Below are 23,857 nucleotides of genomic sequence, written 5' to 3' on the forward strand. Positions count from 1 at the left end.
TGAAGCAAGGGCGGTTTGTTAGATGAGTTTGACGTCAGATCAGATGGAATTGCGCGAAGACGACATTCGCAAGCATTATCCGGCAGCGACCGCTTTGCTGAACGGGTTCGAACACGCGCCGCGGATCGCCAAAGCCGTGGAATCTACCGTTGAACGCTCACCAGGTGTTTCGACTGGTCGGCGGTTTCGCTCGACGACACCGGGGTTGGTGACACGCCGGACCGTGCGCGCAGACGGGGTGCATCTGGTTGAGAGGATCGAAGCCTCGGACGATGGTGACGCCTTGGTTTCGCCGCCGCAGGCAACTGCACAACAGGCGATCCGCCGCGCCATCGCAATCGCTTTGGCCGTGGCCGACACTTATGCGGAACAGACCCCGCTTGCGGATCTGAAACGCGCAAACCTTGCCGGGGATCTGCCCGCCGCGCGGAAGACCGAGTTTTCGGCGGTTCTGACAGCCGAAGCGCTGATCACGATGCACACGTTCGGCAATGCGCTGGCCTATCTGTTGTCCTCGCATCTGGGTGAGACCACGGTTGATATTGGTGAGATCGAAGAGGTCCTGACAGACAACGGCCAACTTGCCCTGCACGGCGCGTTGTGGGAACTGGACCAGACGCTGGCCAAATACGCCTCGGACGATGCCCACCTGATCGCCGCCACCAGTGCCTATGCCGAGCAATTGATGGAGAAGTCAGCCCTGCGCGCAGGGTCCGCAGGTTACCTGGCCCCGTTCCAGAACGCAGCCTGGCATGTAGAAGCCGACGATCTGACGATCCGGGGGTTCGAGCCGGCCTCCAAGGCCAAATCCACCACCTTGACCATGACGTTCAAGAAGCCGAACGAAGTGGTCGGCAACCATATCGCCAAATATCAGGCGATGAAGCTTGCCAAGATGGTGATGGCCTATGATTTCGACCGCCGCCTGAACCCGTTTGCGGAACTTGGCGGGTTCATCTTTACCTTCATGGGTGACGGAAAGCCGGGCACCGGTAAGACCACGCTGATCCAGATGATGGCCGGGCTGATCAACGAGTATTGCCAGAACGCAGGCTATCCGTTCCGCTATCAGAACCTGAGCACCGACAATATCGACAGCTATCAGGGCAAATCCGGCCAGAACGCCAAGGCGTTTATCAACACGATCATCGACCCCTCGGTCATCGGCTTTGGCACCATCGACGATATCGACCAGCTGGCGGGTAAGCGCGGTGACCGGCAGTCGTCAGCCGGGCAGTTGGAGATCACCGCCGTTCTGATGGAGAGCTTTGCCGGTGCCAACACCGTCGTGCGCGGCAACTGCACCTTTGGTATGTTTTCGAACTACCCCGAGAATGTGGACGACGCCCTGCGCCAGCGGGCGGGCGCGCGGTTTCTGGTGGACGGGCCGCAAACGCGCGAGGATTACATCGACATCCTGCACCTGTTGATGGGCCGCAATCACGACATTCCACTGGGCGAACACGAGGCCTATGCCGCGCAGGAAATCAAGAAAGCCGTCGCCGCCAGTTTCGAAAGCCATTCCCGCCCGCATGAGGATGCTTTGTTGCAGGTCTACGACCGGGTCTCGGGCGAGATCGGTCAGATGGACACGATCGCCAAGCTGGGCACCTACCTCAAGGCGATCCAGCAAGCGGATGAGCGGTTCACCGGCCGCGCGATCAAGAACATCACCGACGCGGTCAAGGTCCGCGCGATGGATTTCGAACTGCCCGACGAATGGATGGAGAACCCCGACCTGTTCCTGTTCCGCGACTACGATACCAAGAAGGCGATGATCGAGGACCTGCGCCAGCCGATCACGGTGGAAATGGTGATGCAGGAGATCAACCGCTACGCCGACAGCGAATTCCGCTATGCCGACAAGAGCGACGAGGTCGCCATCGAAAACGCGGTGCGTGAGATGGGCCGGATGGAAGAGGCCAAGCGGCGGTTTCTGGAGGGGAAGGGGTGACGGAAGTAAAAGGGTTTCTCCGTTTCGATGAAATGCTGATCGAGGGGCGGCACCTTAAAGGTGTGCCTGCTGATCAGGCAGCATTCATGTCTCTTCTTCTTTGCGCTTACAATGAGGTGAACACGCTTCTCAGATTGTATTCATTGAATGCCCGCGAAATCTCCGACCCAAAACCTGCTTATCTGGTTTCACTCAGCACAAAGATGTTTTTAGCTAGGACTCTTTCCGCGAAACTCTTTGAAGTTGTTGAGCTTTTGAAGGGAAAGCAAAAGTGGAATAAGACCGATGATCTAATCATTAAGAACTTTTCGACCAATAGTCTTGACCAGTTCCAAAAACTGCAAAGCGATGATGGCTATCGCATCGCTCGTACCCTACGGAGCGAATGCACTAACCACTACTCGCTGACCGCTGCGCGAAAAAGTGTTTCTAGCTTGGAAGATGACCTAGATCTCACGTTCTTTATTCATAAGACGGAAGGTAACTCCTTCGCCCTCGCGGGTGAACGGGTGGTTTTTGATGAACGATTCCGCGTAGGAACGCTACCAAAAGGCGAAAATGATGACACCAATCCCTTTGAGACTTGGATGGACTGGACGCTGTCTGCCGTAAAGTGGCTAAAAAACATCTGTGCAGAGTTCGTGTTTTTGGTTTTGCCTGACAGTGCGACAAGTCGAATAAAGCGAAATCAGATGTACTGGCCGGAAGGTGATGTGGTCGGTGACTTGAATAAGTCATTTGCGCCGATTTTCCTTAGAGAGAAAAGAGCATGATCCGCCTCATCGAAAAAGGCCTGATGTTTGGCAACCTCGTCCACATCTCCAGCCCGGCCTTAGTCGAGCGGTATAACCGCGCGCTGCAGCATCTGGCGGGCAAGACCACACAGCTTTCGGATTTCCATGTCGATATCTCGGGTTATTCGCCGGAGGTGGGGATTGAGCTGGAGGACGAGCTCTACCTTAACCCCAACGGGGTCAACCGGCAGTTTATCCTGCTGACGACCGAGCAGAAACGCGCACCGTTGCTGAACGTCAAATTCTCGACCTCGCGCGATATCCTGCGGGAATTCATCGAGATGAATGAGGCGCAACTGTTTGCCCTGACCGCCACCGACGCGGTGGCCGGAGAGCTGGTGAACTCGGTCTTCAAGCTCAGCAGTCCCCGTGATTTGTTTAATCTGCGCAAAATCGAGATTGAGGCCGACACCGCAGGCGGCACCTTGCGCAAGGCGCAGCAGCTGGCGGGCATGGTCGAACAGTTCAAAACCGCCGAGGACGCCTGGTTCGACGATGTGCTGATCGCCAGGATGATCGAGACCGCCAAGGAGACCGGCGACGTTACGCGCAACCCCGTCCATCTGCGCCACACGGATTTTGAGCAACGCAACTTCTGGACGGCGCATTTCGGCGGGCTGTACCTGTTCCCGGACCTGGATCACCCGGCGGCGATCTGTATGGGTGACAAGCCTGACGATTTGCCGATCAAATACGTTTTTGACCCGTCGCAGCGGAACCAGGTTGCAAAGTTTCTGGATTACAATGATCTGGTCGAACCCATCGTCAAGGCGCGCGGTGTAGACGCCGCCGCAATCCTGCAGCAGAAGATGGATTTCCTGACTGTCGATGCGGCGGCGGATGCGGATGTCGACCTGACCGGGCTGGACCGAAGCGATATGCGGCGGTTGGCGCGCAATCACTCGGATGGCTTGCCCGAAGCCTATCACGGCCTTGCGCAACTGTTGCGCTGGGCAAGCGACGGGGGGCCGTGGCCGCGTATCACGTCGGATCATCCGGCTTATTTCTACACTTTGCGCGCCGCTGACACGCCGAACCGTGATCTGGTGAACATGCTGCTGGCCGAACTGGCCCCGCTGGACCCGCGCCAGATGTTCATTTGCCACAAAGAGCTGTTCTATAGCACCTATTCCAGATGGCCCGAGAGCAAGAAAGCCTATGTTGCCGACTTCCTCGCGCGCGAGTATCAGGTGGACAAGCAAGGGGCCCGTGCCGCGCTGTTCGGCCATGAGCCGGATATGAGCGGCGAAGACCGGGTCAGCGATGACATAATCGCGCGGGTCGGTCCGTGGGGTTCGGTAAGGAAAGGCTGAAATGTTCGGGTTATTGCGCCTTTTGCTGATCTTGTTGGTGATCCAGACGATCGCCTATGCCGCGCTGTCTTTCTACTCGCGCGGGATACGCCGTCGCAAACTGGAAAGCTGGTGGGATGAGAAGGGCAAGACGGGCAACAAGGACGCTTTTGTCGAACGCGGATTGCATGTGTATGACAATTCGTTCCGGCGCAAACTGATCCTGGGTGTCTATATTGTGCCATGGGTGGCGATTGGCGCGCTGATCTACATCGTGAATTACATGTGAGGGTTTAGGCATGGCCTATGTGAAATGGGCGTTCATCATCATCTTCTGGGGAACGATCGCGGCGGTCCTGCAATACTCGCTGCCGCAACATGATGTTGTGCGTATCGTAAACACCTACGAAGAGCGGCAGGATCTGAACGACTGGACACGGATTTTCTGGTCCGAACCCGAAGACCAATCCACCAGCCTGTCCAACCGGGATGTGCAATTCATTCAGGCCGTGCGCGAAAATGGCAAGCCGATCGTGTACCGAAACGAAGACACCGGGTGGGGGTGGCCACCCTACTTCAAGTTCGACACGGCGAACCTTTACACCGAAGCCAATGATGCGAAATCGACCAAGGAAAACCCGAAATGGGTGGTCGTGACCCATTACGGATGGCGAAACGAGTTCATGTCGATCTTTCCCAACGCCATTTTCATCAAACATGTGGAAGGGCCGGATGTGCAGGTCATTCCCTGGTTCAACATCATTTTCCTGACAATTTTCGCCGCGCTGGTCTGGGCGGTTTGGGTGCGCTGGCGCAGGTTCCGAAAGGCCCGAATTGATCCGATGATCGAGAATGTGGAAGACGGCTTTTATGCGGCCGGTGACGCGATTGAAGAACGCCGAAACAGATTTCAGCGCTGGCTGGACAGCTGGAAATCGAAATAGGCCTTAACGTCACGGGCGTGTTTGTGGCACGCCCGTAGGACCAAAGATATCGGCTACCTGACAACAAATTCTGCGTGCAAGGCGCCCGCCGCTTTGATGGTTTTCAAGATATCGATCATATCCTGGGGCGATACCCCCAGCGCATTCAGGCCTGCGACAACCTCGGACAGGGTCGTAGCTTCGGGGATTTCGGCAAGGCCGGTTCCTTCTTCCTCTTCGATCCCTGCAATAGTGCGCGGAACGACCACTGTTTCGCCCCTGGCAAACGGATTGGGTTGCACGGCAATCGGTGCTTCCTGAACTGTCAGGGTCAGATTACCCTGAGAGACAGCCACACGCGATATCCGGACTTCCTGCCCCATTACGATGGTGCCAGAGCGCTGATCGACCACCACACGCGCCTTTGCTTCCGGCTCGACCAGAATATTCTCGATACGCCCAATGGCATGGGCCGTCGACACTGCCTGAGTTGCAGCAATGTTGAGTTCAACCGTGCCTGAATCGCGCATGATTGCCACAGCTCTGTTGAACTCGGTGTTTATGGCGAATTCGATACGCGCGGCCGTGGTGAAATCGGGTTCTCTCAACGCAAGGCGCATTTGGGTTAAAGTTGACAAGTCGAACTCAATTTCACGCTCAACACGCGCGCCGGACGGGATCACACCCGAGGTTGGTACCCCACGCACGATCGACGCAGCCTCTCCTTCAGCGGAAACGCCACCTGCAAGGATTGTGCCTTGTGCAACCGCATAGATTTGCCCGTCTGCTGCGTTTAGCGGGGTCATAACCAGTGTCCCACCCAACAGACTGTTTGAATCGCCTATCGCCGAAACCGTTACATCAATTTGGCCGCCGACTCTGGCGAAAGGCGGCAGACTGGCTGTCACCAAAACCGCTGCCACATTCTTGGGCCGGAAATCCTCGCCCGTTACGTTGACACCCAAACGCTCCAGGATGTTGGACATGATCTCTTCGGTGAAAGGAGAGTTGCGCAATCCGTCACCGGTTCCGTTCAAACCGACAACCAGGCCATAACCCACAAGATCATTGCCTCTGACACCATCGAAATCCACGAGGTCCTTGAGGCGGATCGCCCCCGCCCAGGCTATACCGGGAACAAGGATCAGGAGAAGTATCAGCGCCCTCATCTCAGGAAATTCACCAGCGAAAGGTTCGCATTGCGAACGGTTACCGAATAGAGACTTTCCAACTGAAACTGCACCGTTTGCAATTTCGCCGCTGTTTCATAAGGATCGGCCGCGATCAGTTCGTTCCGGCTGAATTCCAGACTGGTTCGGGCCATCGAATTTCGCGTGGCGGCCTGTTCGATGCGGGCCTCGGCGCTGCCGACCTGGGCCCGCAGGTTTACCGTGGCATCCTGTGCGTTGGCCAGATCGACGCCCAGCTGGGTGAACAGGGCGGTGCGCTGGTCGGAAGAAAGAGCCAACGTATTGTCGGTGGCTAATGCCGCTATTGCAACATCCCTTAGGGCCGCCTTGAATGCCGGGTCGGTTGCCGTGAGTGGCAGCGTAACGCTTTCATTTTCCGAGATCTGCATAGGAGAGAGTGTGGTGCTCGCGCCCTGATAAATCATGGCGTCAAACCCGGCAGGGCTGTTGAACCATGTGTCGGCAGCCAAGCGTATGTCGGCGACGGTCACAGCCCCCGTCAGTTGTGTCTTCAACGCAGCCAACAGCGTGTCAGTCGAGGGCAGTGGCGAGACATCCGTGGCTGTACCCGAAAACAGACTGCGCCCACCAACTCGCGTGTTGAGCGCCGATACCATCGTGTCGAGCTCATTCCTGGCATGATCTGACGCCTGCGCATGATTTACCGGCTGATTGGCCGTTCCGTAGGTCAACAGAGACGCGGTCATTTCGCCAACCGAATCTCCAAATGTCTTCAGGCTCAACTGCATGGCATCCGTGAACAGGGCCGCTTCGGCTGTGGCGATGCCAAAGGCGTCGAGCCTGGCAAGCGAGCGATCCAGATCCAGGATCTGAGAGTAATTTCCGCCAAGCCGACCAGATATATCCTGCACTTTGCCGGTGGACATCTCGTAAGAGAGGGTTTCAATCTGTGTTTTGATTTCAGTGGCGCGGGTGCGAAGGGTCATACCGCGCGCCAGATCGCCGATAGCAGTCAAGTTCATGCTCATAACCTCAGAAGCGTTTCCATAAGCTCATCGACGACCGAGATGACACGCGCGTTTGCTGCGTATGTCTGCTCGATCTGCATGAGGCGCTGTAATTCCTGATCCGTATCGACGCCTTGTTCGGCCTCAATCTGTGACATTTGTTGTTGGCTGTTGCTGGCAAAAACCTTCCGCTGCTCTGCAGCGTGAGATTGCGCCCCGGCTTTCGACATAAGCGCCTCGGTCAACTCGGCGGCGCGCATGTTTCCAGTGCCAAACAGCCCGCCAGGTACGGTGCGCGCATCATTCAGAATGGAACCGAAAGCACGCAGTTGCGACGCTTGTCCGGGATCGCCCGGCGTTGCGGCACCCAGCCCGGCGCGGAGCTTCCAGCTGTTCCCGCCGTTGTCGGGGTCCGCAACCGAATTCACCGAAATGCGCGATGACAGCCCGACAAAGATTGTCGGGTCGAACCGATTTCCGTTGTCTGTGAACAGACCGGGATCTGTCGCAAGTGCCGTGGGATCCAAGCCCGGCGTTTCAAATCGTTCGATAAGATCGCGGGCAACGGTATCAAGCTGCAGCTGCGCCTCAACCGCCAATTCATCGCGAATTGAAAACTGGGCCATCAACGCGCCGCCACGGATTTGCGCAGTGTCCCTGCTGGTGCGTACCGGGTTGCCGTTCATAGCCAATCCGGACAGGAGACCATTTGCAACCGTCATGTGGGGTTTCGTCTCACCGGTCGTGGAAAAGGTGAACTCGGACGCCTTACCTTCAAGAAGTATCAAACCGCCGTCTGAATAGAGCGATACCTGATCGTTGGCACGTGGCACAACGTTGACTGGGATCAAAGTATTGACCTGATCGATCAGGACTTGCCGTTGATCCAGCAAGGCCTCGATATCGCCGCCGGAATTTTGAATGGCCGGAATCTTTGCGTTCAGAACTTCGATATCTTTCAGAACCAGGTTCAGGCTTTCGATCTGAGCGCCTATCTTGCGGTCCGCGTCCGAGCGTGCCTGTCGCACACCCTCAGAAGCCGCGTTAAGCTCTGCCGTAAGATCGCGCGCCGCGCGCGCCACTTGATCAAGCCTTTCGATCGAGTCGGGGAGACTGGCTGCGGTGATGAAGCTGTTTTCCAAGGCAGACATACGGCTGGCAAGGGATGGCGTGCCGTCTGCTGTTCCGACAAAGTTTTCGAACCGTGAACGGAAATCCGAAATGGCGGATTGAAAGGCAAGCTCGGCGTCTGACGACCGTCTGTTGGCCGTCAGAACCGGGTCCTGATGCCGGATCACTCCAACCGTACGCACGCCATTGCCAGATATGGGGCTTGTCGCCAGTTCAAGGGACCTGCGCGCATAGCCCGGTGTCAGGGCATTCGCGATATTCCCCGACACTACAGCGGCCCCGCGACTGGCCGCTGTCAGCCCGCCCAATGCGTTATTGAGTGCCGTCGACATATTCATGAGGCCGCTCCTTTCCTTTGGTCAGTGCCTAGATCAGCGCTTCAGGTTGGTCGTTTCCTGAAGCATCTCGTCCACCGTCTGGATCACCGTGGCGCTGGATGAATAGGCGCGTTGTGTCTGGATCAGGGATGTCAGCTCGGTTGCCACATCCGTGGTGGATTCTTCGCGTGCGAAGGAAACGATATCACCGGTTGGGCCTTCGCCCGCGTTCCACAGAAAGAACGTGCCGCTTTCGCGGGATGGCGCGTAGGTTTGACTGTCCAGTGCCGTCAGGCCATTGGGGTTAGGAACATCGGCCAGCGGGATCTGGAACATTCGGCGGCTGACGCCGGTATCGTAGAATGCATAGACATAGCCACTTTCATCGACCTGAACGCTGGTCATCGTACCAACGGCAGAGCCATCCCGCGTGATTGAAACTGGCGCGAAGGTGTCGGACAGCTGAGTAATGCCATCGGAATCGCCGATCAGTCCGATATTGACCTCCATCGGGCCGCCAGCGACATTGACCATGACACTGCCGGTTACCGGATCGTAAGCGCCACCGGATACAGGAGTGACGCTGGCCAGCGTACCACCAGCCGTTCGATTATCGGTAAAGGTCAAAGTGTATTCCCCGATAATCGCGCCACCGGATGCTGAATCGCGCAGAACCATGGTCCATTCATTGCTGCTGCCAGTTACGGGAACGGTCGGGATCAGCTGAATATCAATACTTTCGGATTTCCCAAGATTGTCGAAATACTCGACCGATAAAGGCTGTGTGTCGCCCGGCGCACCCGCATCTGTTGCTGTTGCGGGAAGGTTCATACGCAGGTTCATCTTTGTCGTCGGGGCACCGGACAACTGGTTGACGCTCAACTGAATTGGTTCAAGCGCGGCGGGCGTGTCGCGTGGAACGGGCGGGATGGACCCGTCTGCCGCAGCACGCCATCCCAAAAGAACAAGGCCGGATTCGGTCACCAGATATCCTTCGTCGTTGGTCCGGAAGGAACCCGTGGTCGTCAGCAACATCTCGTTCGAATTTGCGCCGACCTGCGAGCTGGATCGTACCGGCAACATGCCGCGTCCGCGCACTGCAAGATCGGTAGAGTTGCTGGTGGTCACCAGTGATCCGCGCTGATCAATCATGCGCTGGCTGGTCGTGCGCACGCCCCCTGCCGAGTAACTGCCACCCTGGCCAGACGTGACCATCGAATGAAAGTCAGTTTCCACTCGTTTGTATCCGTAGGTCGAAGAGTTTGCGATGTTGTCGGAAATCGTTGCCAACCTGTTGGCGTTGGCCTTCAACGCCGCCACACCGGCATTCAGCGAAGAGGAAATTGTCATTGGCGCGCCCTTCTGTTGCGTCAAGCTTCGATGCAACAGGTAACGCGCTGCCCCTTAACAGCGCGCTAACAGGTAAAATGCGTTCTATCCTTTAGGGTCGCCGCAGATAGGGTCGCCGCAGAAATATCACTTCGATTCTGTTGTTCCGAACCGCCATCGGATTGTCGGTGAAGAGTTTTCGGTCAGCATGACCTGTGACGCGATCCATCCGGCTTGCCGCTACGCCTTTGTCCTGTAACAGCTGGCGGACTGATTGCGCCCGGGCAGTGGACAGTTCCCAGGCGGTATTGCGAACCTGCACAACAGGAGATGCGCTGACATGGCCTGTGACAGCAATCGGGTTGGTCACGAGATCCGAAGAACGCGCTATGATCAAAGCAAGCGCCCGCAAGATCCCGGTTGGTTTCCCTGAACCGGGGTCGAACAGTGGCTGGGTGTCCGTATCGAATAGCTCAACAACGAATCCTTCGTCGGTGACGCGTGTCACGATATGCCTGAGAAGCTTGTCCGACACCTCGCTTTCACCGGTTCGCCCCAAAAGCTGAGCTTCAAGCGTCGAGAAGTCTTCGGTGTCACCTTTGCCACCACCGATGGCATCCAAACCGGTTGACCCGCGTGCCTGACGGGATTCAGTTGCGTGTTTGGTGCTGGCCCCGGCACCATCCCGCAGCAATGTCTTTTCCGACAACATGCTGTCGCCGCCAAAAGCACCGTCTCCGCCGCCGGATTCGGGGCTCAGGGGGATTGTCGGGGCGAAGTAATCCGCCAACCCTTTGCGTTGCTGTTCAGTTGTCGCGTTCAGCAGCCACATCAACATGAAGAAGGCCATCATGGCCGTGACAAAGTCGGCATATGCAACTTTCCACGCACCGCCGTGGTGACCATCACCACCCGACACACGCTTCTTCTTGATGATGATTGGCGCCGCATTGGTCTGCGCACCCATCTCCACCACCTATATTATCACCCGACTTTTTGCCTAGCAGCGCAGGTCTTAAGGTGGCCTTAATACTTAAAACTGTTTGGAATTCTGCCTAGCGTGGCAAGCTGATCGATGCACGACGCAGTATCAATGACAAGCGGTTAAAGCTGTTTTCGATTCCCTCAGCTTCCGGTTTGGCAAAAAAGGCGTCCAATTCCTCGTGAACGCGAACGGCCTGATCCAGCAGCGGATCAGACCCTTCGGCGTATAGCCCGGCCTTGATCATCACTTCTGACTGCTCGTAACTGCCCACGAGTTTTCGGGTTTCTGTGATCATCTGGTTCTCGGCCTCGGATGCGGCTCCCGGCAGGCTCCGCGACACAGATCTGCTGACGTCAATGGCCGGGAAACGCCCCCGTTCGGCGATGTCGCGGCTGAGTACAATGTGCCCGTCCAAAACGCCGCGCAGAATGTCAGCGATGGGTTCATCCATGTCCGAGCCGGCCACCAAAACGCTGAATACCGCGGTAATATCCCCCTGTTCCTGCGTTCCGGGACCTGCGCGTTCGCAAAGACTGGCGATCAGGGGGGTGACAGAGGGTGGATATCCCCGCAAAGACGGGGATTCCCCCATAGAAACAGCGATTTCACGATGCGCCTCGGCGAAGCGGGTCACGGAATCAGCCAGAAAAAGAACGTTCAAACCCAGATCCCGCAGATACTCGGCTGTCGACATGGCCGACCAGGCACACCGCCTGCGCGCCAATGCCGACTGGTCAGAGGTGGCGGCGACCACGATTGTGCGTTTCATGGCTTCGGGGCCAATGGCCTGCGCGACAAATTCATTCACCTCGCGTCCGCGCTCGCCAATCAGAGCGACTACGACGACATCGGACTGCATGGACCGGGCCAGTGTGGAAAGCAGGGTCGATTTACCGACACCCGACCCGGCAAACAACCCCACTCGCTGCCCGCGTACGACGGGCAACACAGTGTTGAGAACCGACAAGCCGGTGGCCATCCTCTGCCCCATTGGTTTGCGTGCCACGGCTGGTGGAGGGGCCTGCATGATATCGCGCGTCTGCGATCCGCTCAGCAGCGGTTTTCCATCCAAGGGCCTGCCAAAGGGGTCGATTACCCGTCCAAGCCAGTGCAATCCCGGTGCAAAATCCGGTGATGGGTCAAGGTAGACGCGATCCCCCAGGCTGACCCCATCGGGGGCCGCATTGGGGAGCATTTTGATATGGCCAGAACCGACATGATGCACCTCGCCCGCAAGATCGGACCCGACGCGCCGCCGCAATGTCAGCAAATCCCCGACCCGGGCATGCGTGTTCAAACCACCGATTTCGATCAGACCCTGCGCGACGCCGGTGACCAGCCCCACGTGACGGACTGCGGTCATCCTGTCGAGTTCGTGTTTCAGAAGTACCGGGTCGAGATCAGACATCGTGGAGTCTCCAACTGAGTTCTGAAAACGGTTTCTAAAGGAATCAGGGTTAAGCCTTGATTGAAATTGATCGAGGGAGAAGCCCCGATGTTCTATGACCTGAACGTCTTTAAGACAGCGTACGCAATGGCAACCCATGCCGGGCAACGGCAGGCGGTCATTGCACGCAACATGGCGAATGCCGATACGCCGGGCTATCAGCCGCGCGATATCGAGGCCTTTCAGAAAGCTTTCGAAACCACCGGGCATGACGTGACCATGGACGCCACGCGGCCGGGCCATCTGCACGGCCGTATGGGTGCGCAAAACTGGGCTGAGGTTGAAGCTGTCCCATCAGGTGATCCCAATGGCAATGGTGTGTCGCTTGAGGAAGAGATGCTTAAATCGGTCGAGGTCAAACGACAGCATGATCGAGCGCTGGCGATCTACAAATCCTCAATGGACATTCTGCGCACCAGTTTGGGTCGCGGATAAGGGGCGACAGGTATGAGCGATTTTTCCCATTCCCTTGCTGCGTCAGCCAGTGCTTTGCGCGCGCAATCCGCGCGGTTGCGGCATGTGTCCGAAAACATCTCGAACGCGGACACGCCCGGCTATCGACGCAAAACCGTACCGTTTGAAACCGTGCAGAAAAACGGTGGGGACATGGTGCAGGCTGGCCGTGTGACGCTTGACCAGCGTTCGCTGAGCCGCATCTACGACCCCGGTCATCCGTTGGCAGATGAAAGTGGTCACTACCAGGGCTCAAACGTCGATTTGATGATTGAAATCGCGGACGCGCGGGAAGCCCAGCGCAGTTATGAGGCCAACCTAAAGATGTTTGATCAGACGCGGCAGATGTCGTCGTCGCTGATGGAATTGCTCAGAAAATAAGGACAGCCAGAATGGATATCCGATCACTGAACGCCGCGCAGAATTATGCCGGCGCACGCTCTGCCACACAGGCCGATCCCGATCATGGCGGGGCGGCACAAGGATTGAGAGCGACCTTTCAGGACTTTGCAGCCACGCTGAGACACAGCGAACAGATATCTCAGTCTGCGATGGTCGGTCAGGCTGATCCCCATGCACTTGTTCAGGCGCTGGCCCAGACCGAACTTGCGGTAGAAACCGCAGTGATCGTCCGCAACAAAGTGGTCGAAGCCTATCAGGAAATCCTAAGAATGCCGGTCTGACCCGATGCTCAGCGAAGGGCTTTTCTATGACATCGTTCGTCAGGCGTTGTGGGTTGCGGTCATTACATCCGTCCCGATCCTTGCCGTTGCTCTGGTTTCTGGCCTGATTGTCGGTCTGTTCCAGGCGCTGACCTCGATACAAGAGATGACCCTGACCTTCGTTCCCAAATTGATCGCCATTGTCATCGTGTTCTGGATTTCGATGGGGTTCATGACTCAGACCCTTGTTACGTTTTTTACCGGAACGCTTGTTCCCTTGATTGCAGGAGGCCGCTGATGGACACGGCTTACGTCACCCTGTCCCGCCAGTCCGGGCTGATGAATGAAATGCGGCTGGTGGCGAATAACATCGCAAACGCAAACACGACCGGATATCGACAGCAGGGGCTGGTGTTTTCGGAATACGTGCGCGACATTCCGAACAATCCGTCCCTCTCCATGAGCCGGGCCGAGGCGCGCAACACATCGTTGCAACAAGGTGTGCTTACGAAAACCGGAGGGCAGTTTGATTTCGCCATCGAAGGGGACGGGTTTTTCATGGTTGAAACCCCGGATGGCAACCGGCTGACGCGTGCGGGCAGCTTCTCGCCAAATGCCGAAGGCGATCTGGTTGCGATGGATGGTGCGCGTGTTCTGGATGCCAACGGTGCCCCGGTCTTTATCCCACCCGATGCAGCTACGATTGATGTCGGCAGTGATGGGACGTTGAGTGTCAACGGCCAATTTCTGGGCCAGTTGGGCGTTTTCAATGTCGCTGATCCGCAGGAGCTGATCCGCGAAGGAAATACGCGGTTTCGTGCCAATGGTGCGATAAACCCGGTTGATGAACCCGTTGTTTTGCATCGCTTTCTCGAAGGTTCAAACGTCAATGCCATTCAGCAGGTGACCCGCTTGGTGGAAATCCAGCGCGCCTATGAGCTGGGACAAAGCTTTCTTGACAGCGAAGACGAACGCGTGCGCGGGGCGCTCAAGGCGCTGATGCGCTGAACGGTAAAAGGAGAGTTTGACATGCGAGCCCTGAAAATTGCCGCCACCGGAATGACCGCGCAACAGATGCGGGTCGAAACGATTTCGAACAACCTAGCAAACATGAACACCACCGGCTACAATGCCCGTCGGGCCGAATTTGCCGATTTGCATTATCAACAGATGGCGCGCGCCGGAACCGTAAACGCCTCGGACGGAACAGTATTGCCGACGGGTATTCAACTTGGTCTGGGTGTGCGGCCCGCAGCTGTTACCGTGCAACTGGAACAAGGTGCTTTGTCAGCCACCGGCAGTGATCTGGACGTGGCGATTGAGGGGCGCGGATATCTGGAAGTCACGCTGCCCAGCGGTCAGTCCGCGTATACGCGTGACGGCAGCCTCAAGCGGTCGGCAGAGGGTCTGATTGTAACCTCCGATGGTTATGCGGTTTCGCCGGAACTCACCGTTCCCGACGACGCACGGTCAATTTCGATCAATGCCGCGGGTGAGGTCTATGCTTATTTCGACGACTCTCCCGAGGGGCAGTTGCTGGGTGAGTTTGTCCTTGCCAGCTTTTCGAACGCCAAGGGGCTGGAAGCCATTGGCAGCAATCTGTTCAAGGAGACCGAGGCGTCGGGTGCCCCGGTGCTGGGAACTCCGGGAAGTGATGGGCTGGGCACATTGCGGCAGGGTTATCTGGAAGACAGCTCGGTCGACGCAGTGCGCGAGGTAACCGAACTTATCGAGGCGCAGCGCGGCTATGAGATGAATGCCAAAGTCATCTCGGCTGTGGATCAAATGATGAGCGCGACAACGCAGGTGCGATGATGCGAGGGATCGGCATATGTTTGGCACTACTGGCTCCAATCACAGCACAGGCTGACATTGTGGTTCCAACCCGCACGATCCGAGCCAAAGAAATCATTTCTGCAACTGACTTGAAAACAAGCCCGACGGATGTCCTAGGTGCGGTGACTGACCCTGATTTTCTGATCGGGCAAGAGGCGCGGGTGGCACTGTATCCCGGCAGGCCGGTCCGAGAAGTTGATGTAGGCCCCCCCGCCATCGTTGACCGCAACGATCTGGTCGTCCTGATATTCGACCGCCAAGCCTTGTCGATAACCGCGGAAGGCCGCGCCTTGGGGCGTGGCGCTGCTGGGGATCGCATCCGGGTCATGAACCTGTCGTCCAGAACAACTGTAACCGGCCAAATCCGCGCGGATGGCCAAGTCGAGGTTAAGTAATGACCGGACTGTCGAAAACTCTCCTTCTCATAGCTTTGTCTTTGGCCGCGTGTGGTCGTCTGGATCATCTTGGCAAGCCCCCGAGTTTTACACCAAACGAAGAATCTCCCGAGCAGGTTGCCATGCTGTGGCCGGGTCTGCCTTTGCACACGCAACCACAACGCACCGTTGACCGCTCATCTCTTTGGAGCGGAGGGCAGCAATCCTTGCTGGGCGATCAGCGGGCGATCAAGAAAGGTGACATTCTGACTGTAGTCATCGAGTTGGATGAAAAAGCTGAGATATCAAACAACACCAGACGGTCCAGATCAGGCTCGGAAAACCTTGAGGTTCCTGGCCTCTTTGGTTTGCCCCAGCGCGTGCAAAAACACTTACCTGACGGGGCATCGCTGGATGAAGCCGTGTCCATCGAAGCGGATTCCACAAGTTCCGGGCGGGGATCTGTGAGGCGAAACGAGAAACTAACCCTGCGTGTCGCCGCGACGGTTTTGGATGTTCTGCCGAACGGGGTTCTTTCGATTTCCGGCTCGCAGGAGTTGCGGGTCAATTTTGAACTGCGCGAGCTTTTGGTGGCCGGGTATGTCCGCCCTCAGGATATCTCGCGTCAAAACGAAGTTACCTACGACAAGATCGCCTCTGCGCGGGTGTCTTATGGTGGAAGAGGTCAGATTACGGATGTCCAGCAACCCCGATACGGCCAGCAAGTTCTTGATTCACTCTTGCCATTCTGAGGTGCGACCGTGATTGCAAAACTGGTTCCAGTCGTTCTCCTGATTGTCGGCCTGGGTGCGGGTGTCGGTGCCGGGCTGTTTCTGTCACCTTCGGGCAAGCCCGACAAAACAGCCGCCGAAAAAGAAGTGGCAAAAGAAGAGAAGGCCGGTCACGAGAAGTCTGAAAAGTCCAAGGAAAAAAAGCCAGCCTATGGGTATCTAAAGTTGACCAAGCATTTTGTCGTTCCGGTGGTTGGGGATGACGAAATCGAAGCGATGGTCACTTTGTCCCTCAGCCTTGAGGCGAACACAGCAATTGAAGAAACTTTTTATTCCATTGAGCCCAAGTTGCGGGATGGCTTTCTTCAGGTTCTGTTTGATCACGCAAATACCGGGGGATTTGATGGGACGTTCACAGAATCCCGGAATCTGGATGTCTTGCGTAAGTCCTTGTTGGAAGTGGCGAAAAAAGAGCTGGGTGAAGATGTTTCAAAAGTGCTGATCATGAGCGTGAACCGTCAAGATACCTGACGAAGGTCGCTTCACGGCACGGATCCGGTCAGCATTAACGGGTTTGCTTTCGGGCAACGGCCTGCCGATGGCTTTTCAGCTGCTGCTCCCGCAGGGTTGCGACGGCTTGTTTGCGGCCAAATGCAATTCTGAGCGCCTCCAGACCGGCCAGTTTCTGAGCGCGCGTTTGGGCAAGTCGCATGTTCAACGCGCGGCGCGTGGCAGATTCCCAGCCATTCCAAAGAATGTCGGCCCCCGATATCTGATATCCTTCTGTCCAACCGCTGGCTTTGCGCACCTGGTCAAGCTGATGATCCAGTTTCGCCAATTGGTTCTGAATTCTGGCCTCGGCCTCGAGGATTGGGCGGAGTGTCTGAAATTGCTTCTGGAAAGCGACGTCGGCTATTTTGTCCAGCTCGCTTAACTGAGTGTCCTTCATCGGATCTGCTCCTTTGCACGTTTCCGCATCGCTTCGGCGAACCTGATTGCAGCGGCAACGGGGCGAAAATGTTCTTCGGAGATCTCCTGCCCGATGTCGACAGTTGCGTGAAGCGCACGCGCCGTCGGAGGATCCGAGCGGATCGGAACGCCGGCCTGAGCCGCAGCAGAACGGATGGAAGCGGCTACTGCATCCACACCTTTGGCAACACAAACAGGTGCGCTGCCAGTAGCCCTGGTCCATTTCAGTGCAACGGCAAAATGGGTGGGGTTTACGATAACAACATCCGCGCCCGGAACATCTGCCATCATCTGGCTCGAGGCGATCTCCTGTGCACGTTGACGGCGGTGTTGCTTTACATACGGGTCGCCTTCGGCGTCCTTAGTTTCATCCTGGATCTCTTTGCGCGACATGCGGTTCTTGCGCATGTGCTCGGCGTATTGCCACAGAAAGTCGATAACGCCGATGCCGAGTGCGATGGCAACCACAATGAACAGGAAGCGAAACAACAGGTTCATCATCAGCAGTATGGATGACTTTGCCGGGGCCGCGCTGGCAGACAGAATTTCGGCCAGATTCGACTTGATGAAAAGTGCGAGGCACAGGCTGTAAATCGCCAGTTTGGTTGCGCTCTTGGCGAACTCGAACAAGCCACCGCGCCCGAACTTGTTTTTGGCATTCGAAACAAGGGAAATCCGCGAAAGCTTTGGATTCAGTTTGCTGGGGGCGAACACCAGCGTGCGTTGGGCAATCAGGTTTAGCAGAACGGCCACCGCGGGCAGGCAGAAAAGCACGGCAATGGGTGTCACCGCGCCACTCAGAATTCCGGCAACCGTCGCTGTCGCAGGTCCCATTTTCAGAAGGTTCGCGATCTGGTCGGATTGGTCGATCAGGACCATGAACAGAGTTCCCAATTGCGCGACGGCGTACTGCCCTGCCGCCAACAATGCGATCAGCAGTCCGGTATATGCCGCAACAACCGACAAGTCGTTGGACTTGGGAACTTCACCCTTTTCACGGGCTTTCTGGAGCTTTTGCGGCGTCGGCTCGTATGACTTGTCGCTGTCGTCATCGGCACCGCTCATCGCTGGCCTCCGATCGGGTTCATGAAGAAGGCAATCAGCGCGTCAGACCAAACAGAGAGGATCAATGGTGCGCCCGTAAACAGCAGAAACAGCCCGGCAAATGTTATTGCTGGCGCGCCCACGAAGGCGACCATCAATTGCGGCATGGCCCGGTTGATAACCCCAAGTGCAAGATTGTAGATCAACGAGGCGATGACGAATGGCGTTGCCAGCGAGAAGGCCAACCCAAAGCTGCGTGAGATTTGTCGCACACCCCAATAGGACAAATCTGCCGAGCTTGGCACCAACCCCATGGGGAATAGGGCATAACTCTGGATCAGGAATTGCGCGGCCCGTACGTGCAAGCCCATGATGACGGCAAGCGTTAGCCCCGCGATCGTTAGCAGGTATCCCATTGCCGGAACAGGATCAGTGGCCGCCGCACCCAGCAATTGCGACAATGACGTGGATTGCGCGGCAATGGATCCGGCGGTTTGCAGCGCCAAAACAAACAGCCGCAGCCCGGTTCCAAGCGCCAGCCCAATCAGGATTTCTGTCCCAACCAACCGCCCCAGCGTCCACAGGTTGAGAGACAGGTCCAATGGTTGGGTTGCCGGAAAAATGATCAGGGTAAAGGCGACGGATATCCCCAGTTTCATCCGTGTTGGAATGCTGCGCTCGCCGAAAGCAGGCAGCAGCGAAACCAAAGCAGAGACGCGCAGAAAAACCGCAAAGGCCTGCCAGAGCGGTTCGGCCAGCTGCGTCAACAATTCTGGCGGCAGAGCGATCACGCGGGAACAGTTCCTACCAGCGCGGGTTTGGCTTCCAACCCGATTTCCTCAAAAGAAAGGACCGGGTTTGGAACGCCGCGCGCATGCATGATCGTACGCAACAACCGGCGTCGCCGGGTCGAGGTCACGACAGCAGGAAACAAACCGTTATCAGCAGATCTGGCGATACTGCTGACCATGCCGTCGGCCAGCTTGTTAAACAGGTTCGGCGGTAGCGCGACATCCAGTCCGGCGCTGGGCGCGTCGACCTGATAGGTGGTGAACGTTTCCTCCCACTCGGGGGCCAGTTGGATCAGCGGGATCGAGCCATCCTCACGCTTCATATCGGCGACCAGTTGAAATCCGAGACGCTGGCGCACCAATTCGCAGATGCCTTCAGGCTGGGTGGTTGTCAGCCGTGCTTCGGCAACGCTTTCAAGGATCAGGGCCATGTTCCGGATCGAAACCCGTTCCTCCAGAAGCAGTCGCAGAACGGCGTGCAATGTGTCCATTGGCACTTTGTCGGGGATCAATTCATCCAGCAACTTGCGGTTTGCCTCAGCCCGAACTGGGTCGCTCAGGCGGGTCATTTCGGTCAGCAGGCGGCGCAGGGATTTCAACGTCAGCAAGCGCGAGAAGTTCTGCTTGATAATCTCTAGCAGATGCGTGGCCAGGATCTCGGGCGGTGAGACGATAGTGGCCCCGTTCAGCGCTGCGTCCTCCTGATGTTTGGGCAGGATCCAGCGGGCAGGCGCGCCGTAAACCGGCTCGGTCACGTCATTGCCTTCGGGCAACAGATCGAACCCGTCCTGAACCAGAGCCAGAACCAGATCGGGGTTCAGAACGCCGCGCGCCTGTTCGACCCCCTGAACCTTGATCACGTAGGTTCCGGTTGGCAGGTCGGCTCGATCAGTCAGGCGAATTTCGGGCAGGATCAATCCGAAGGTAGACGCCACGTAGTTGCGCATATTGGCAATGCGGGCATCCAACCCAGTTCCGGGATTCAAAACCAAGCTTACCAGATCGGGTGCGAATTCAAGGTGCACGTCATCCAGGTCCAGAATATCACCAATAGCCTGCGAGACCGACACCTCGGTTTCGGTCGCCTGCGAATGCAATGACGGATCTGTTTCTTTCTGCTTTTTCCGAATTCTGTAGGCCGCATAACCAAGTACAGCTGCACCGAGGATGAACGGCAGGAAAGGCAGGCCGGGCACCAGCGCAAACAGGACCATAAGAACCGCCACGGTAGACAGCGCAGCCGGATGACGCCCAAGTTGGGAGAAAATGGCATTGTCGGTGGCACCCTGTGTTCCGCCGCGCGCCAGCAGCAATGCAGAGGCAATCGAGATGATAACCGCGGGGATCTGCGAGACCAGACCATCACCGACGGTCAGGATTGCATAAGTCTCGAACGCCGAAGCCACCGGCATTCCGTGCACGATCACCCCCATGACCAAACCCATAACAAGGTTCAAAAGAGTGATCAGAAGGCCAGCAACGGCATCACCTTTGACAAATTTCGACGCACCGTCGAGCGAGCCGAAGAATGTCGTTTCCTGCTGTTCGCGTTCCCGCCGTTCCTTGGCTTGCTGATGGTCGATGGCCCCGGCTGACATGTCGCTGTCGATGGCAAGCTGCTTGCCCGGCATCCCGTCCAAGGCAAAGCGCGCGCCGACCTCGGCCATACGGGCGGCCCCTTTGGTGATGACCATGAAATTCACGATCAGCAGTACGCCGAAAACCACAAGACCCAGAAAGATGCTGCCGCCCATGACGAAATTGGCGAACCCTTCAATCACGTCACCAGCTGCGTTGGGTCCAGTATGCCCCTGACCGATGATCAGTTTGGTCGACGAGACGTTCAGCGACAGGCGCAGCATCAGCGATGCCAGCAGGATCGTTGGGAAGGACGAGAAATCCAGCGGACGTTCGATGAACAGCGTCAGAGTGAAAATCAGGATGGCCAGCGCGAAAGAGGCGGCTAGCCCCACATCCAGCACCCAGGCAGGCATGGGCAGGATCATCATGACGATGACGGTCATCAGCGCCAGTGCCAACAGGACAGTGGGCGAAAACAGGGACCGGATGTCAATCTGGGGCACGCAGGTTTCCTAATTGAAAGGGATGAAAGCAGTTGCTGTGCTATTGGTCGGGACCAGAGAGCCCAAGGCAGTGGTGGCGGGTGAAGCCACTAGCACCGGAATCAAGGGCGTTCCGGCCCTTGTGAACGGATCGCGTGACTTGCCAGAAAACCCGTGCGAGGGCGGGTTGTCCAATTGAGCCATCACTGTCTGGAACCGACCACGATAAGCCTCGGCCAGAGCATTCGTGCGGGAATGATACGCCCCGGCCGCAGCAGGCCACGAACCAAGTTCGAAATAAAGGTCTTTCAGGAAGCGGGCGGCGTAGGTTGCGTTCGCATCCGGCTCAAACATCGCATCGATCGAGCGGAAGGCCTTACCATGCCAGCGATAATTGACCTGGAAACACCCGACGTCAAAGCTGCGAGAGCCCGCTTTGAAAATTTTGAAAACATAGGCCTTGGCCTCGGCCTCGGACTTGAACCAATACCCCTGACCTTCGGCATTTATTGTCCAGGGCCAGGGCTGCAACAGCCCGTCGACTGTTCGCCCGGTTTCAACGCGAGTTATGGCGCGCAGCACGTCCAGCGGAACATCTTCGGACAGTGCCGCACGGCGCGCGGCCTGATCACAAAGCCCGCCTGTCGGTGCTGCGTGCATGGCAGAACCCACCTGCGCCAACAGCACATGCAGTATCATGAAAGCAATTGGTATTCTGCGAATTGGCATTCTGCCGGTCCGGGATTCTGGTGTTCCCGGCCAAGCTAGCCGCCGATCGGTTTACAGAGAGTTATCGCAGCCTCAGTTTCGGTCGATCCTGCGCCCGAAAACAACGCTTGTATTGGTGCGCAGGACGCCGGGGATCTTCGCCAGATCGTCCACCAGAATGTCCAGATCCTCCAGCCTCGGGGCATCTGCGGTCAGCATCAGATCGAATTCACCATTGATCGACAGGCATAGTTTGACCTCGGGATAAGCCTCGAGCCGTTTAAGGATCCGGTTGGTTTCCTTCTGCTGCACTTCCAGCATGACGATGACCTGCACTTTGGGCGTGTCTTCCGTGGACCCAAGGCGCACGGTGTATCCGGTGATTACGCCGCGATGTTCCAGACGATTGATCCGTTCATGCACAGTCGTGCGGGCCACACCCAGCGAGGCCGCGATCTGCGTGGTCGAGGCACGTGCATTGGCTTGCAGGGCGGCGATGATACGGCGGTCAAGCTGGTCCATTGGGGCTCCGGTTTGCGGTAAGTCCGGGTTTAGATCAGATGGACATCCTTTCTCAAGGCTCACGCGGTATGCGTGGGTGCAGGTCGTCGATTATGATCGGGTGCGCGTGCGGGCCCGCCCCGGCCAGATGCGGATGATCGGCTGGCAGATCGGGGTGAGTGTGAACAACCGGTTCCTGATCGTCACGCGGCCAAAGGCTGACTGCCACAATCACGCCTGCCACGGACAGAATAGACATACTGCCGAGCGCAACAGTCGGCCCATAAACGGTCATTATCCACCCAGCCAGCGGATACAGCACCAGCCAGCAGCCGTGTGACAGAGTAAACTGTGCAGCAAAGACAGCGGGGCGGTCTTCGGGATGGGCGGAACGGGTCAACAAACGACCCGAAGGCGTAAGGGTTGTAGAATATCCAAAGCCAGTAAAAGCCCAAAAAACGGCAAGGACACCCAGCGTAAGCGGGATCGTCGCGGTCAGAACCGAGGCGACGGCCATAGCGCCCGACGCAAGAATGGCTCCGGACAGCATAACCTTGCGATCCTCAATCCGATTCAGCAGTCGGGGCAGAGTAAACGCCGCCAGCATCGACCCGCCGCCAAATCCGGCCAGTGCAATGGCCACGGCGCTTTCTGACAGGCCAAGGGTGGCCCGCACGATGACCACTGTGTTGACGATTACCATCGAACTCAGCGCTGCGGCGCTCCAATTAAGCGCAAGCAGCCCCCTCAGCCGGGGCGTTTTCAGATAGATGCGAATTCCGCGTGTCGTGCGGTCATAGATTCCGCGTGGTTTGCTGGGCTTGGGCGAGGGCAGGACGACCGAGACCACCAGCAATGCCGAAGCAACAAATCCCAGCGCTGTGCCCCAGAACAGGCTGTTGAAGCTGACCAGCAACAGAAGAGCCGCGGCAAACATCGGGCTCAGCAGGCTTTCCATGTCGTAGGCAAGACGTGACAGTGACAAAGCGCGGGTATATTCGTTTTCGTCCGGCAACACGTCCGGGATCGTTGCCTGAAAGGCGGGCGTAAAGCCCGCCGAGGCGGATTGTAGCACGAAGATCAGCACATAGATTTGCCAGACCTCGGTCACGAAAGGCAGGCATACAGCGACTGCGGCGCGGATCAGGTCCAGAAGAACCAGCATTTTCCGACGGTCCAGCCGCTCGGCAAATGCAGCGGCCAGGGGGGCCACGGTGACATAGGCCACCATCTTGATCGTTAGCGCGGTGCCCAGCACAAGGCCAGCAGCGTCTCCGGCCAGATCAAAGGCCAGCAGCCCAAGCGCGACTGTGGCCAGCCCGGTTCCGGTCAGGGCGACGATCTGGGCAGCAAACAGGTGGCGGTAGGTCCGGTTTTTTAGAATGCTCAGCATGG

The 23,857-nt window shown here is 57.2% G+C and carries 27 protein-coding genes; 14 read left to right on the forward strand and 13 right to left on the reverse strand.

Annotation, left to right across the window (positions count from 1 at the left end; translation table 11 throughout):
* Positions 1–22: 22 nt before the first annotated feature.
* The 5 genes from ACR0M9_RS14815 to ACR0M9_RS14835 are packed head-to-tail and all read left to right on the forward strand — an operon-like array spanning position 23 to position 4,984.
* The gene (locus tag ACR0M9_RS14815) at positions 23–1,954 is read left to right on the forward strand and encodes an AAA family ATPase (protein ID WP_480773969.1); all 1,932 of its coding nucleotides are present in this window, start codon (positions 23–25) and stop codon (positions 1,952–1,954) included.
* A complete protein-coding gene (locus tag ACR0M9_RS14820) occupies positions 1,951–2,727 on the forward strand; it encodes a hypothetical protein (protein ID WP_480520049.1) in 777 nt (258 codons plus the stop codon). Before ACR0M9_RS14815 ends, ACR0M9_RS14820 begins: the two co-directional genes overlap by 4 nt.
* Entirely contained in the window at positions 2,724–4,061 is a 1,338-nt protein-coding gene (locus ACR0M9_RS14825; RefSeq protein WP_480773970.1) for a DUF6638 family protein, read from the forward strand. The genes ACR0M9_RS14820 and ACR0M9_RS14825 overlap by 4 nt, the downstream gene beginning before the upstream one ends.
* A 1-nt stretch (position 4,062) precedes the next feature.
* Positions 4,063–4,329 (forward strand): hypothetical protein, encoded by a 267-nt coding sequence (locus ACR0M9_RS14830; RefSeq protein WP_480488153.1) that lies wholly within the window; start codon positions 4,063–4,065, stop codon positions 4,327–4,329.
* 10 nt (positions 4,330–4,339) lie between these two features.
* Entirely contained in the window at positions 4,340–4,984 is a 645-nt protein-coding gene (locus tag ACR0M9_RS14835; protein ID WP_480488151.1) for a DUF1523 family protein, read from the forward strand.
* Positions 4,985–5,037: 53 nt separating this feature from the next.
* Here ACR0M9_RS14835 and ACR0M9_RS14840 read toward each other — a convergent pair whose 3' ends face one another.
* The 6 genes from ACR0M9_RS14840 to ACR0M9_RS14865 all read right to left on the reverse strand — a co-directional run bounded on the left by ACR0M9_RS14840 (position 5,038) and on the right by ACR0M9_RS14865 (position 12,291).
* Positions 5,038–6,132, reverse strand: a complete 1,095-nt coding sequence (locus tag ACR0M9_RS14840; RefSeq protein WP_480488149.1) for a flagellar basal body P-ring protein FlgI — start codon at positions 6,130–6,132, stop codon at positions 5,038–5,040.
* Complete coding sequence (locus ACR0M9_RS14845) at positions 6,129–7,136, reverse strand: flagellin (protein WP_480773971.1); 1,008 nt, start codon at positions 7,134–7,136, stop codon at positions 6,129–6,131. Before ACR0M9_RS14845 ends, ACR0M9_RS14840 begins: the two co-directional genes overlap by 4 nt.
* A 2-nt stretch (positions 7,137–7,138) precedes the next feature.
* Positions 7,139–8,590 (reverse strand): flagellar hook-associated protein FlgK, encoded by a 1,452-nt coding sequence (gene flgK / locus ACR0M9_RS14850; protein WP_480773972.1) that lies wholly within the window; start codon positions 8,588–8,590, stop codon positions 7,139–7,141.
* Between the two features lie 33 nt (positions 8,591–8,623).
* Complete coding sequence (locus tag ACR0M9_RS14855; RefSeq protein WP_480773973.1) at positions 8,624–9,919, reverse strand: flagellar hook protein FlgE; 1,296 nt, start codon at positions 9,917–9,919, stop codon at positions 8,624–8,626.
* A gap of 91 nt (positions 9,920–10,010) precedes the next feature.
* A complete protein-coding gene (locus ACR0M9_RS14860; protein WP_480773974.1) occupies positions 10,011–10,865 on the reverse strand; it encodes a flagellar motor protein MotB in 855 nt (284 codons plus the stop codon).
* An 88-nt stretch (positions 10,866–10,953) separates the two neighbouring features.
* Entirely contained in the window at positions 10,954–12,291 is a 1,338-nt protein-coding gene (locus ACR0M9_RS14865) for a FliI/YscN family ATPase (RefSeq protein WP_480773975.1), read from the reverse strand.
* Positions 12,292–12,378: 87 nt separating this feature from the next.
* Here ACR0M9_RS14865 and ACR0M9_RS14870 point away from each other — a divergent pair, with 87 nt between their 5' ends.
* From ACR0M9_RS14870 to ACR0M9_RS14910, 9 genes are read left to right on the forward strand one after another with little or no spacing between them, the layout of a single operon-like run.
* Positions 12,379–12,765 carry a FlgB family protein gene (locus tag ACR0M9_RS14870; protein ID WP_480587263.1) on the forward strand — a complete coding sequence of 129 codons (387 nt, stop codon included), beginning with the start codon at positions 12,379–12,381 and terminating at the stop codon, positions 12,763–12,765.
* 12 nt (positions 12,766–12,777) lie between these two features.
* Positions 12,778–13,164, forward strand: coding sequence for a flagellar basal body rod protein FlgC (gene flgC / locus ACR0M9_RS14875; protein ID WP_480520033.1), 387 nt, complete (start codon positions 12,778–12,780; stop codon positions 13,162–13,164).
* Positions 13,165–13,175: 11 nt separating this feature from the next.
* The gene (gene fliE / locus ACR0M9_RS14880; protein ID WP_480773976.1) at positions 13,176–13,466 is read left to right on the forward strand and encodes a flagellar hook-basal body complex protein FliE; all 291 of its coding nucleotides are present in this window, start codon (positions 13,176–13,178) and stop codon (positions 13,464–13,466) included.
* Positions 13,467–13,470: 4 nt separating this feature from the next.
* A complete protein-coding gene (locus tag ACR0M9_RS14885; RefSeq protein ID WP_480488141.1) occupies positions 13,471–13,743 on the forward strand; it encodes a flagellar biosynthetic protein FliQ in 273 nt (90 codons plus the stop codon).
* Positions 13,743–14,453: a flagellar hook-basal body complex protein gene (locus tag ACR0M9_RS14890; protein WP_480773977.1), complete on the forward strand. Its 711-nt coding sequence runs from the start codon at positions 13,743–13,745 to the stop codon at positions 14,451–14,453. The genes ACR0M9_RS14885 and ACR0M9_RS14890 overlap by 1 nt, the downstream gene beginning before the upstream one ends.
* A gap of 21 nt (positions 14,454–14,474) precedes the next feature.
* Positions 14,475–15,260: a flagellar basal-body rod protein FlgG gene (gene flgG, locus ACR0M9_RS14895; RefSeq protein ID WP_480483915.1), complete on the forward strand. Its 786-nt coding sequence runs from the start codon at positions 14,475–14,477 to the stop codon at positions 15,258–15,260.
* The gene (gene flgA / locus ACR0M9_RS14900) at positions 15,260–15,676 is read left to right on the forward strand and encodes a flagellar basal body P-ring formation chaperone FlgA (RefSeq protein ID WP_480483964.1); all 417 of its coding nucleotides are present in this window, start codon (positions 15,260–15,262) and stop codon (positions 15,674–15,676) included. The genes flgG and flgA overlap by 1 nt, the downstream gene beginning before the upstream one ends.
* Positions 15,676–16,407 (forward strand): flagellar basal body L-ring protein FlgH, encoded by a 732-nt coding sequence (flgH, locus tag ACR0M9_RS14905; RefSeq protein ID WP_480483916.1) that lies wholly within the window; start codon positions 15,676–15,678, stop codon positions 16,405–16,407. Before flgA ends, flgH begins: the two co-directional genes overlap by 1 nt.
* Positions 16,408–16,416: 9 nt before the next feature.
* On the forward strand, positions 16,417–16,917 hold the full coding sequence (locus tag ACR0M9_RS14910) for a flagellar basal body-associated protein FliL (protein ID WP_480483917.1): 501 nt from the start codon (positions 16,417–16,419) through the stop codon (positions 16,915–16,917).
* Positions 16,918–16,951: 34 nt separating this feature from the next.
* On the opposite strand, the gene ACR0M9_RS14915 is transcribed toward ACR0M9_RS14910, so the two are convergent.
* The 7 genes from ACR0M9_RS14915 to ACR0M9_RS14945 all read right to left on the reverse strand — a co-directional run bounded on the left by ACR0M9_RS14915 (position 16,952) and on the right by ACR0M9_RS14945 (position 23,855).
* Entirely contained in the window at positions 16,952–17,335 is a 384-nt protein-coding gene (locus ACR0M9_RS14915; RefSeq protein ID WP_480773978.1) for a hypothetical protein, read from the reverse strand.
* On the reverse strand, positions 17,332–18,420 hold the full coding sequence (locus ACR0M9_RS14920) for an EscU/YscU/HrcU family type III secretion system export apparatus switch protein (protein ID WP_480773979.1): 1,089 nt from the start codon (positions 18,418–18,420) through the stop codon (positions 17,332–17,334). The genes ACR0M9_RS14915 and ACR0M9_RS14920 overlap by 4 nt, the downstream gene beginning before the upstream one ends.
* Entirely contained in the window at positions 18,417–19,190 is a 774-nt protein-coding gene (locus ACR0M9_RS14925; RefSeq protein ID WP_267363081.1) for a flagellar biosynthetic protein FliR, read from the reverse strand. The genes ACR0M9_RS14920 and ACR0M9_RS14925 overlap by 4 nt, the downstream gene beginning before the upstream one ends.
* Entirely contained in the window at positions 19,187–21,274 is a 2,088-nt protein-coding gene (gene flhA / locus ACR0M9_RS14930) for a flagellar biosynthesis protein FlhA (RefSeq protein WP_480773980.1), read from the reverse strand. The genes ACR0M9_RS14925 and flhA overlap by 4 nt, the downstream gene beginning before the upstream one ends.
* Positions 21,275–21,283: 9 nt before the next feature.
* Positions 21,284–21,982, reverse strand: coding sequence for a transglycosylase SLT domain-containing protein (locus tag ACR0M9_RS14935; protein WP_480773981.1), 699 nt, complete (start codon positions 21,980–21,982; stop codon positions 21,284–21,286).
* Between the two features lie 72 nt (positions 21,983–22,054).
* Entirely contained in the window at positions 22,055–22,483 is a 429-nt protein-coding gene (locus tag ACR0M9_RS14940) for an Lrp/AsnC family transcriptional regulator (protein ID WP_267363085.1), read from the reverse strand.
* 52 nt (positions 22,484–22,535) lie between these two features.
* Positions 22,536–23,855: an MFS transporter gene (locus ACR0M9_RS14945; RefSeq protein WP_480773982.1), complete on the reverse strand. Its 1,320-nt coding sequence runs from the start codon at positions 23,853–23,855 to the stop codon at positions 22,536–22,538.
* Positions 23,856–23,857: the final 2 nt, after the last annotated feature.

The organism is Ruegeria sp. CH2, assembly GCF_056537065.1.

Excerpts from the sequence above, each read along its gene's own strand:
- ACR0M9_RS14815 (WP_480773969.1), top strand. The coding sequence starts at position 23 with ATGAGTTTGACGTCAGATCAGATGGAATTGCGCGAAGACGACATTCGC.
- ACR0M9_RS14825 (WP_480773970.1), top strand. The coding sequence starts at position 2,724 with ATGATCCGCCTCATCGAAAAAGGCCTGATGTTTGGCAACCTCGTCCAC.
- ACR0M9_RS14830 (WP_480488153.1), top strand. The coding sequence starts at position 4,063 with ATGTTCGGGTTATTGCGCCTTTTGCTGATCTTGTTGGTGATCCAGACG.
- ACR0M9_RS14835 (WP_480488151.1), top strand. The coding sequence starts at position 4,340 with ATGGCCTATGTGAAATGGGCGTTCATCATCATCTTCTGGGGAACGATC.
- ACR0M9_RS14840 (WP_480488149.1), bottom strand. The coding sequence starts at position 6,132 with ATGAGGGCGCTGATACTTCTCCTGATCCTTGTTCCCGGTATAGCCTGG.
- ACR0M9_RS14845 (WP_480773971.1), bottom strand. The coding sequence starts at position 7,136 with ATGAACTTGACTGCTATCGGCGATCTGGCGCGCGGTATGACCCTTCGC.
- flgK (WP_480773972.1), bottom strand. The coding sequence starts at position 8,590 with ATGAATATGTCGACGGCACTCAATAACGCATTGGGCGGGCTGACAGCG.
- ACR0M9_RS14855 (WP_480773973.1), bottom strand. The coding sequence starts at position 9,919 with ATGACAATTTCCTCTTCGCTGAATGCCGGTGTGGCGGCGTTGAAGGCC.
- ACR0M9_RS14860 (WP_480773974.1), bottom strand. The coding sequence starts at position 10,865 with ATGGGTGCGCAGACCAATGCGGCGCCAATCATCATCAAGAAGAAGCGT.
- ACR0M9_RS14865 (WP_480773975.1), bottom strand. The coding sequence starts at position 12,291 with ATGTCTGATCTCGACCCGGTACTTCTGAAACACGAACTCGACAGGATG.
- ACR0M9_RS14870 (WP_480587263.1), top strand. The coding sequence starts at position 12,379 with ATGTTCTATGACCTGAACGTCTTTAAGACAGCGTACGCAATGGCAACC.
- flgC (WP_480520033.1), top strand. The coding sequence starts at position 12,778 with ATGAGCGATTTTTCCCATTCCCTTGCTGCGTCAGCCAGTGCTTTGCGC.
- fliE (WP_480773976.1), top strand. The coding sequence starts at position 13,176 with ATGGATATCCGATCACTGAACGCCGCGCAGAATTATGCCGGCGCACGC.
- ACR0M9_RS14885 (WP_480488141.1), top strand. The coding sequence starts at position 13,471 with ATGCTCAGCGAAGGGCTTTTCTATGACATCGTTCGTCAGGCGTTGTGG.
- ACR0M9_RS14890 (WP_480773977.1), top strand. The coding sequence starts at position 13,743 with ATGGACACGGCTTACGTCACCCTGTCCCGCCAGTCCGGGCTGATGAAT.
- flgG (WP_480483915.1), top strand. The coding sequence starts at position 14,475 with ATGCGAGCCCTGAAAATTGCCGCCACCGGAATGACCGCGCAACAGATG.
- flgA (WP_480483964.1), top strand. The coding sequence starts at position 15,260 with ATGCGAGGGATCGGCATATGTTTGGCACTACTGGCTCCAATCACAGCA.
- flgH (WP_480483916.1), top strand. The coding sequence starts at position 15,676 with ATGACCGGACTGTCGAAAACTCTCCTTCTCATAGCTTTGTCTTTGGCC.
- ACR0M9_RS14915 (WP_480773978.1), bottom strand. The coding sequence starts at position 17,335 with ATGAAGGACACTCAGTTAAGCGAGCTGGACAAAATAGCCGACGTCGCT.
- ACR0M9_RS14920 (WP_480773979.1), bottom strand. The coding sequence starts at position 18,420 with ATGAGCGGTGCCGATGACGACAGCGACAAGTCATACGAGCCGACGCCG.
- ACR0M9_RS14935 (WP_480773981.1), bottom strand. The coding sequence starts at position 21,982 with ATGCCAATTCGCAGAATACCAATTGCTTTCATGATACTGCATGTGCTG.
- ACR0M9_RS14940 (WP_267363085.1), bottom strand. The coding sequence starts at position 22,483 with ATGGACCAGCTTGACCGCCGTATCATCGCCGCCCTGCAAGCCAATGCA.
- ACR0M9_RS14945 (WP_480773982.1), bottom strand. The coding sequence starts at position 23,855 with ATGCTGAGCATTCTAAAAAACCGGACCTACCGCCACCTGTTTGCTGCC.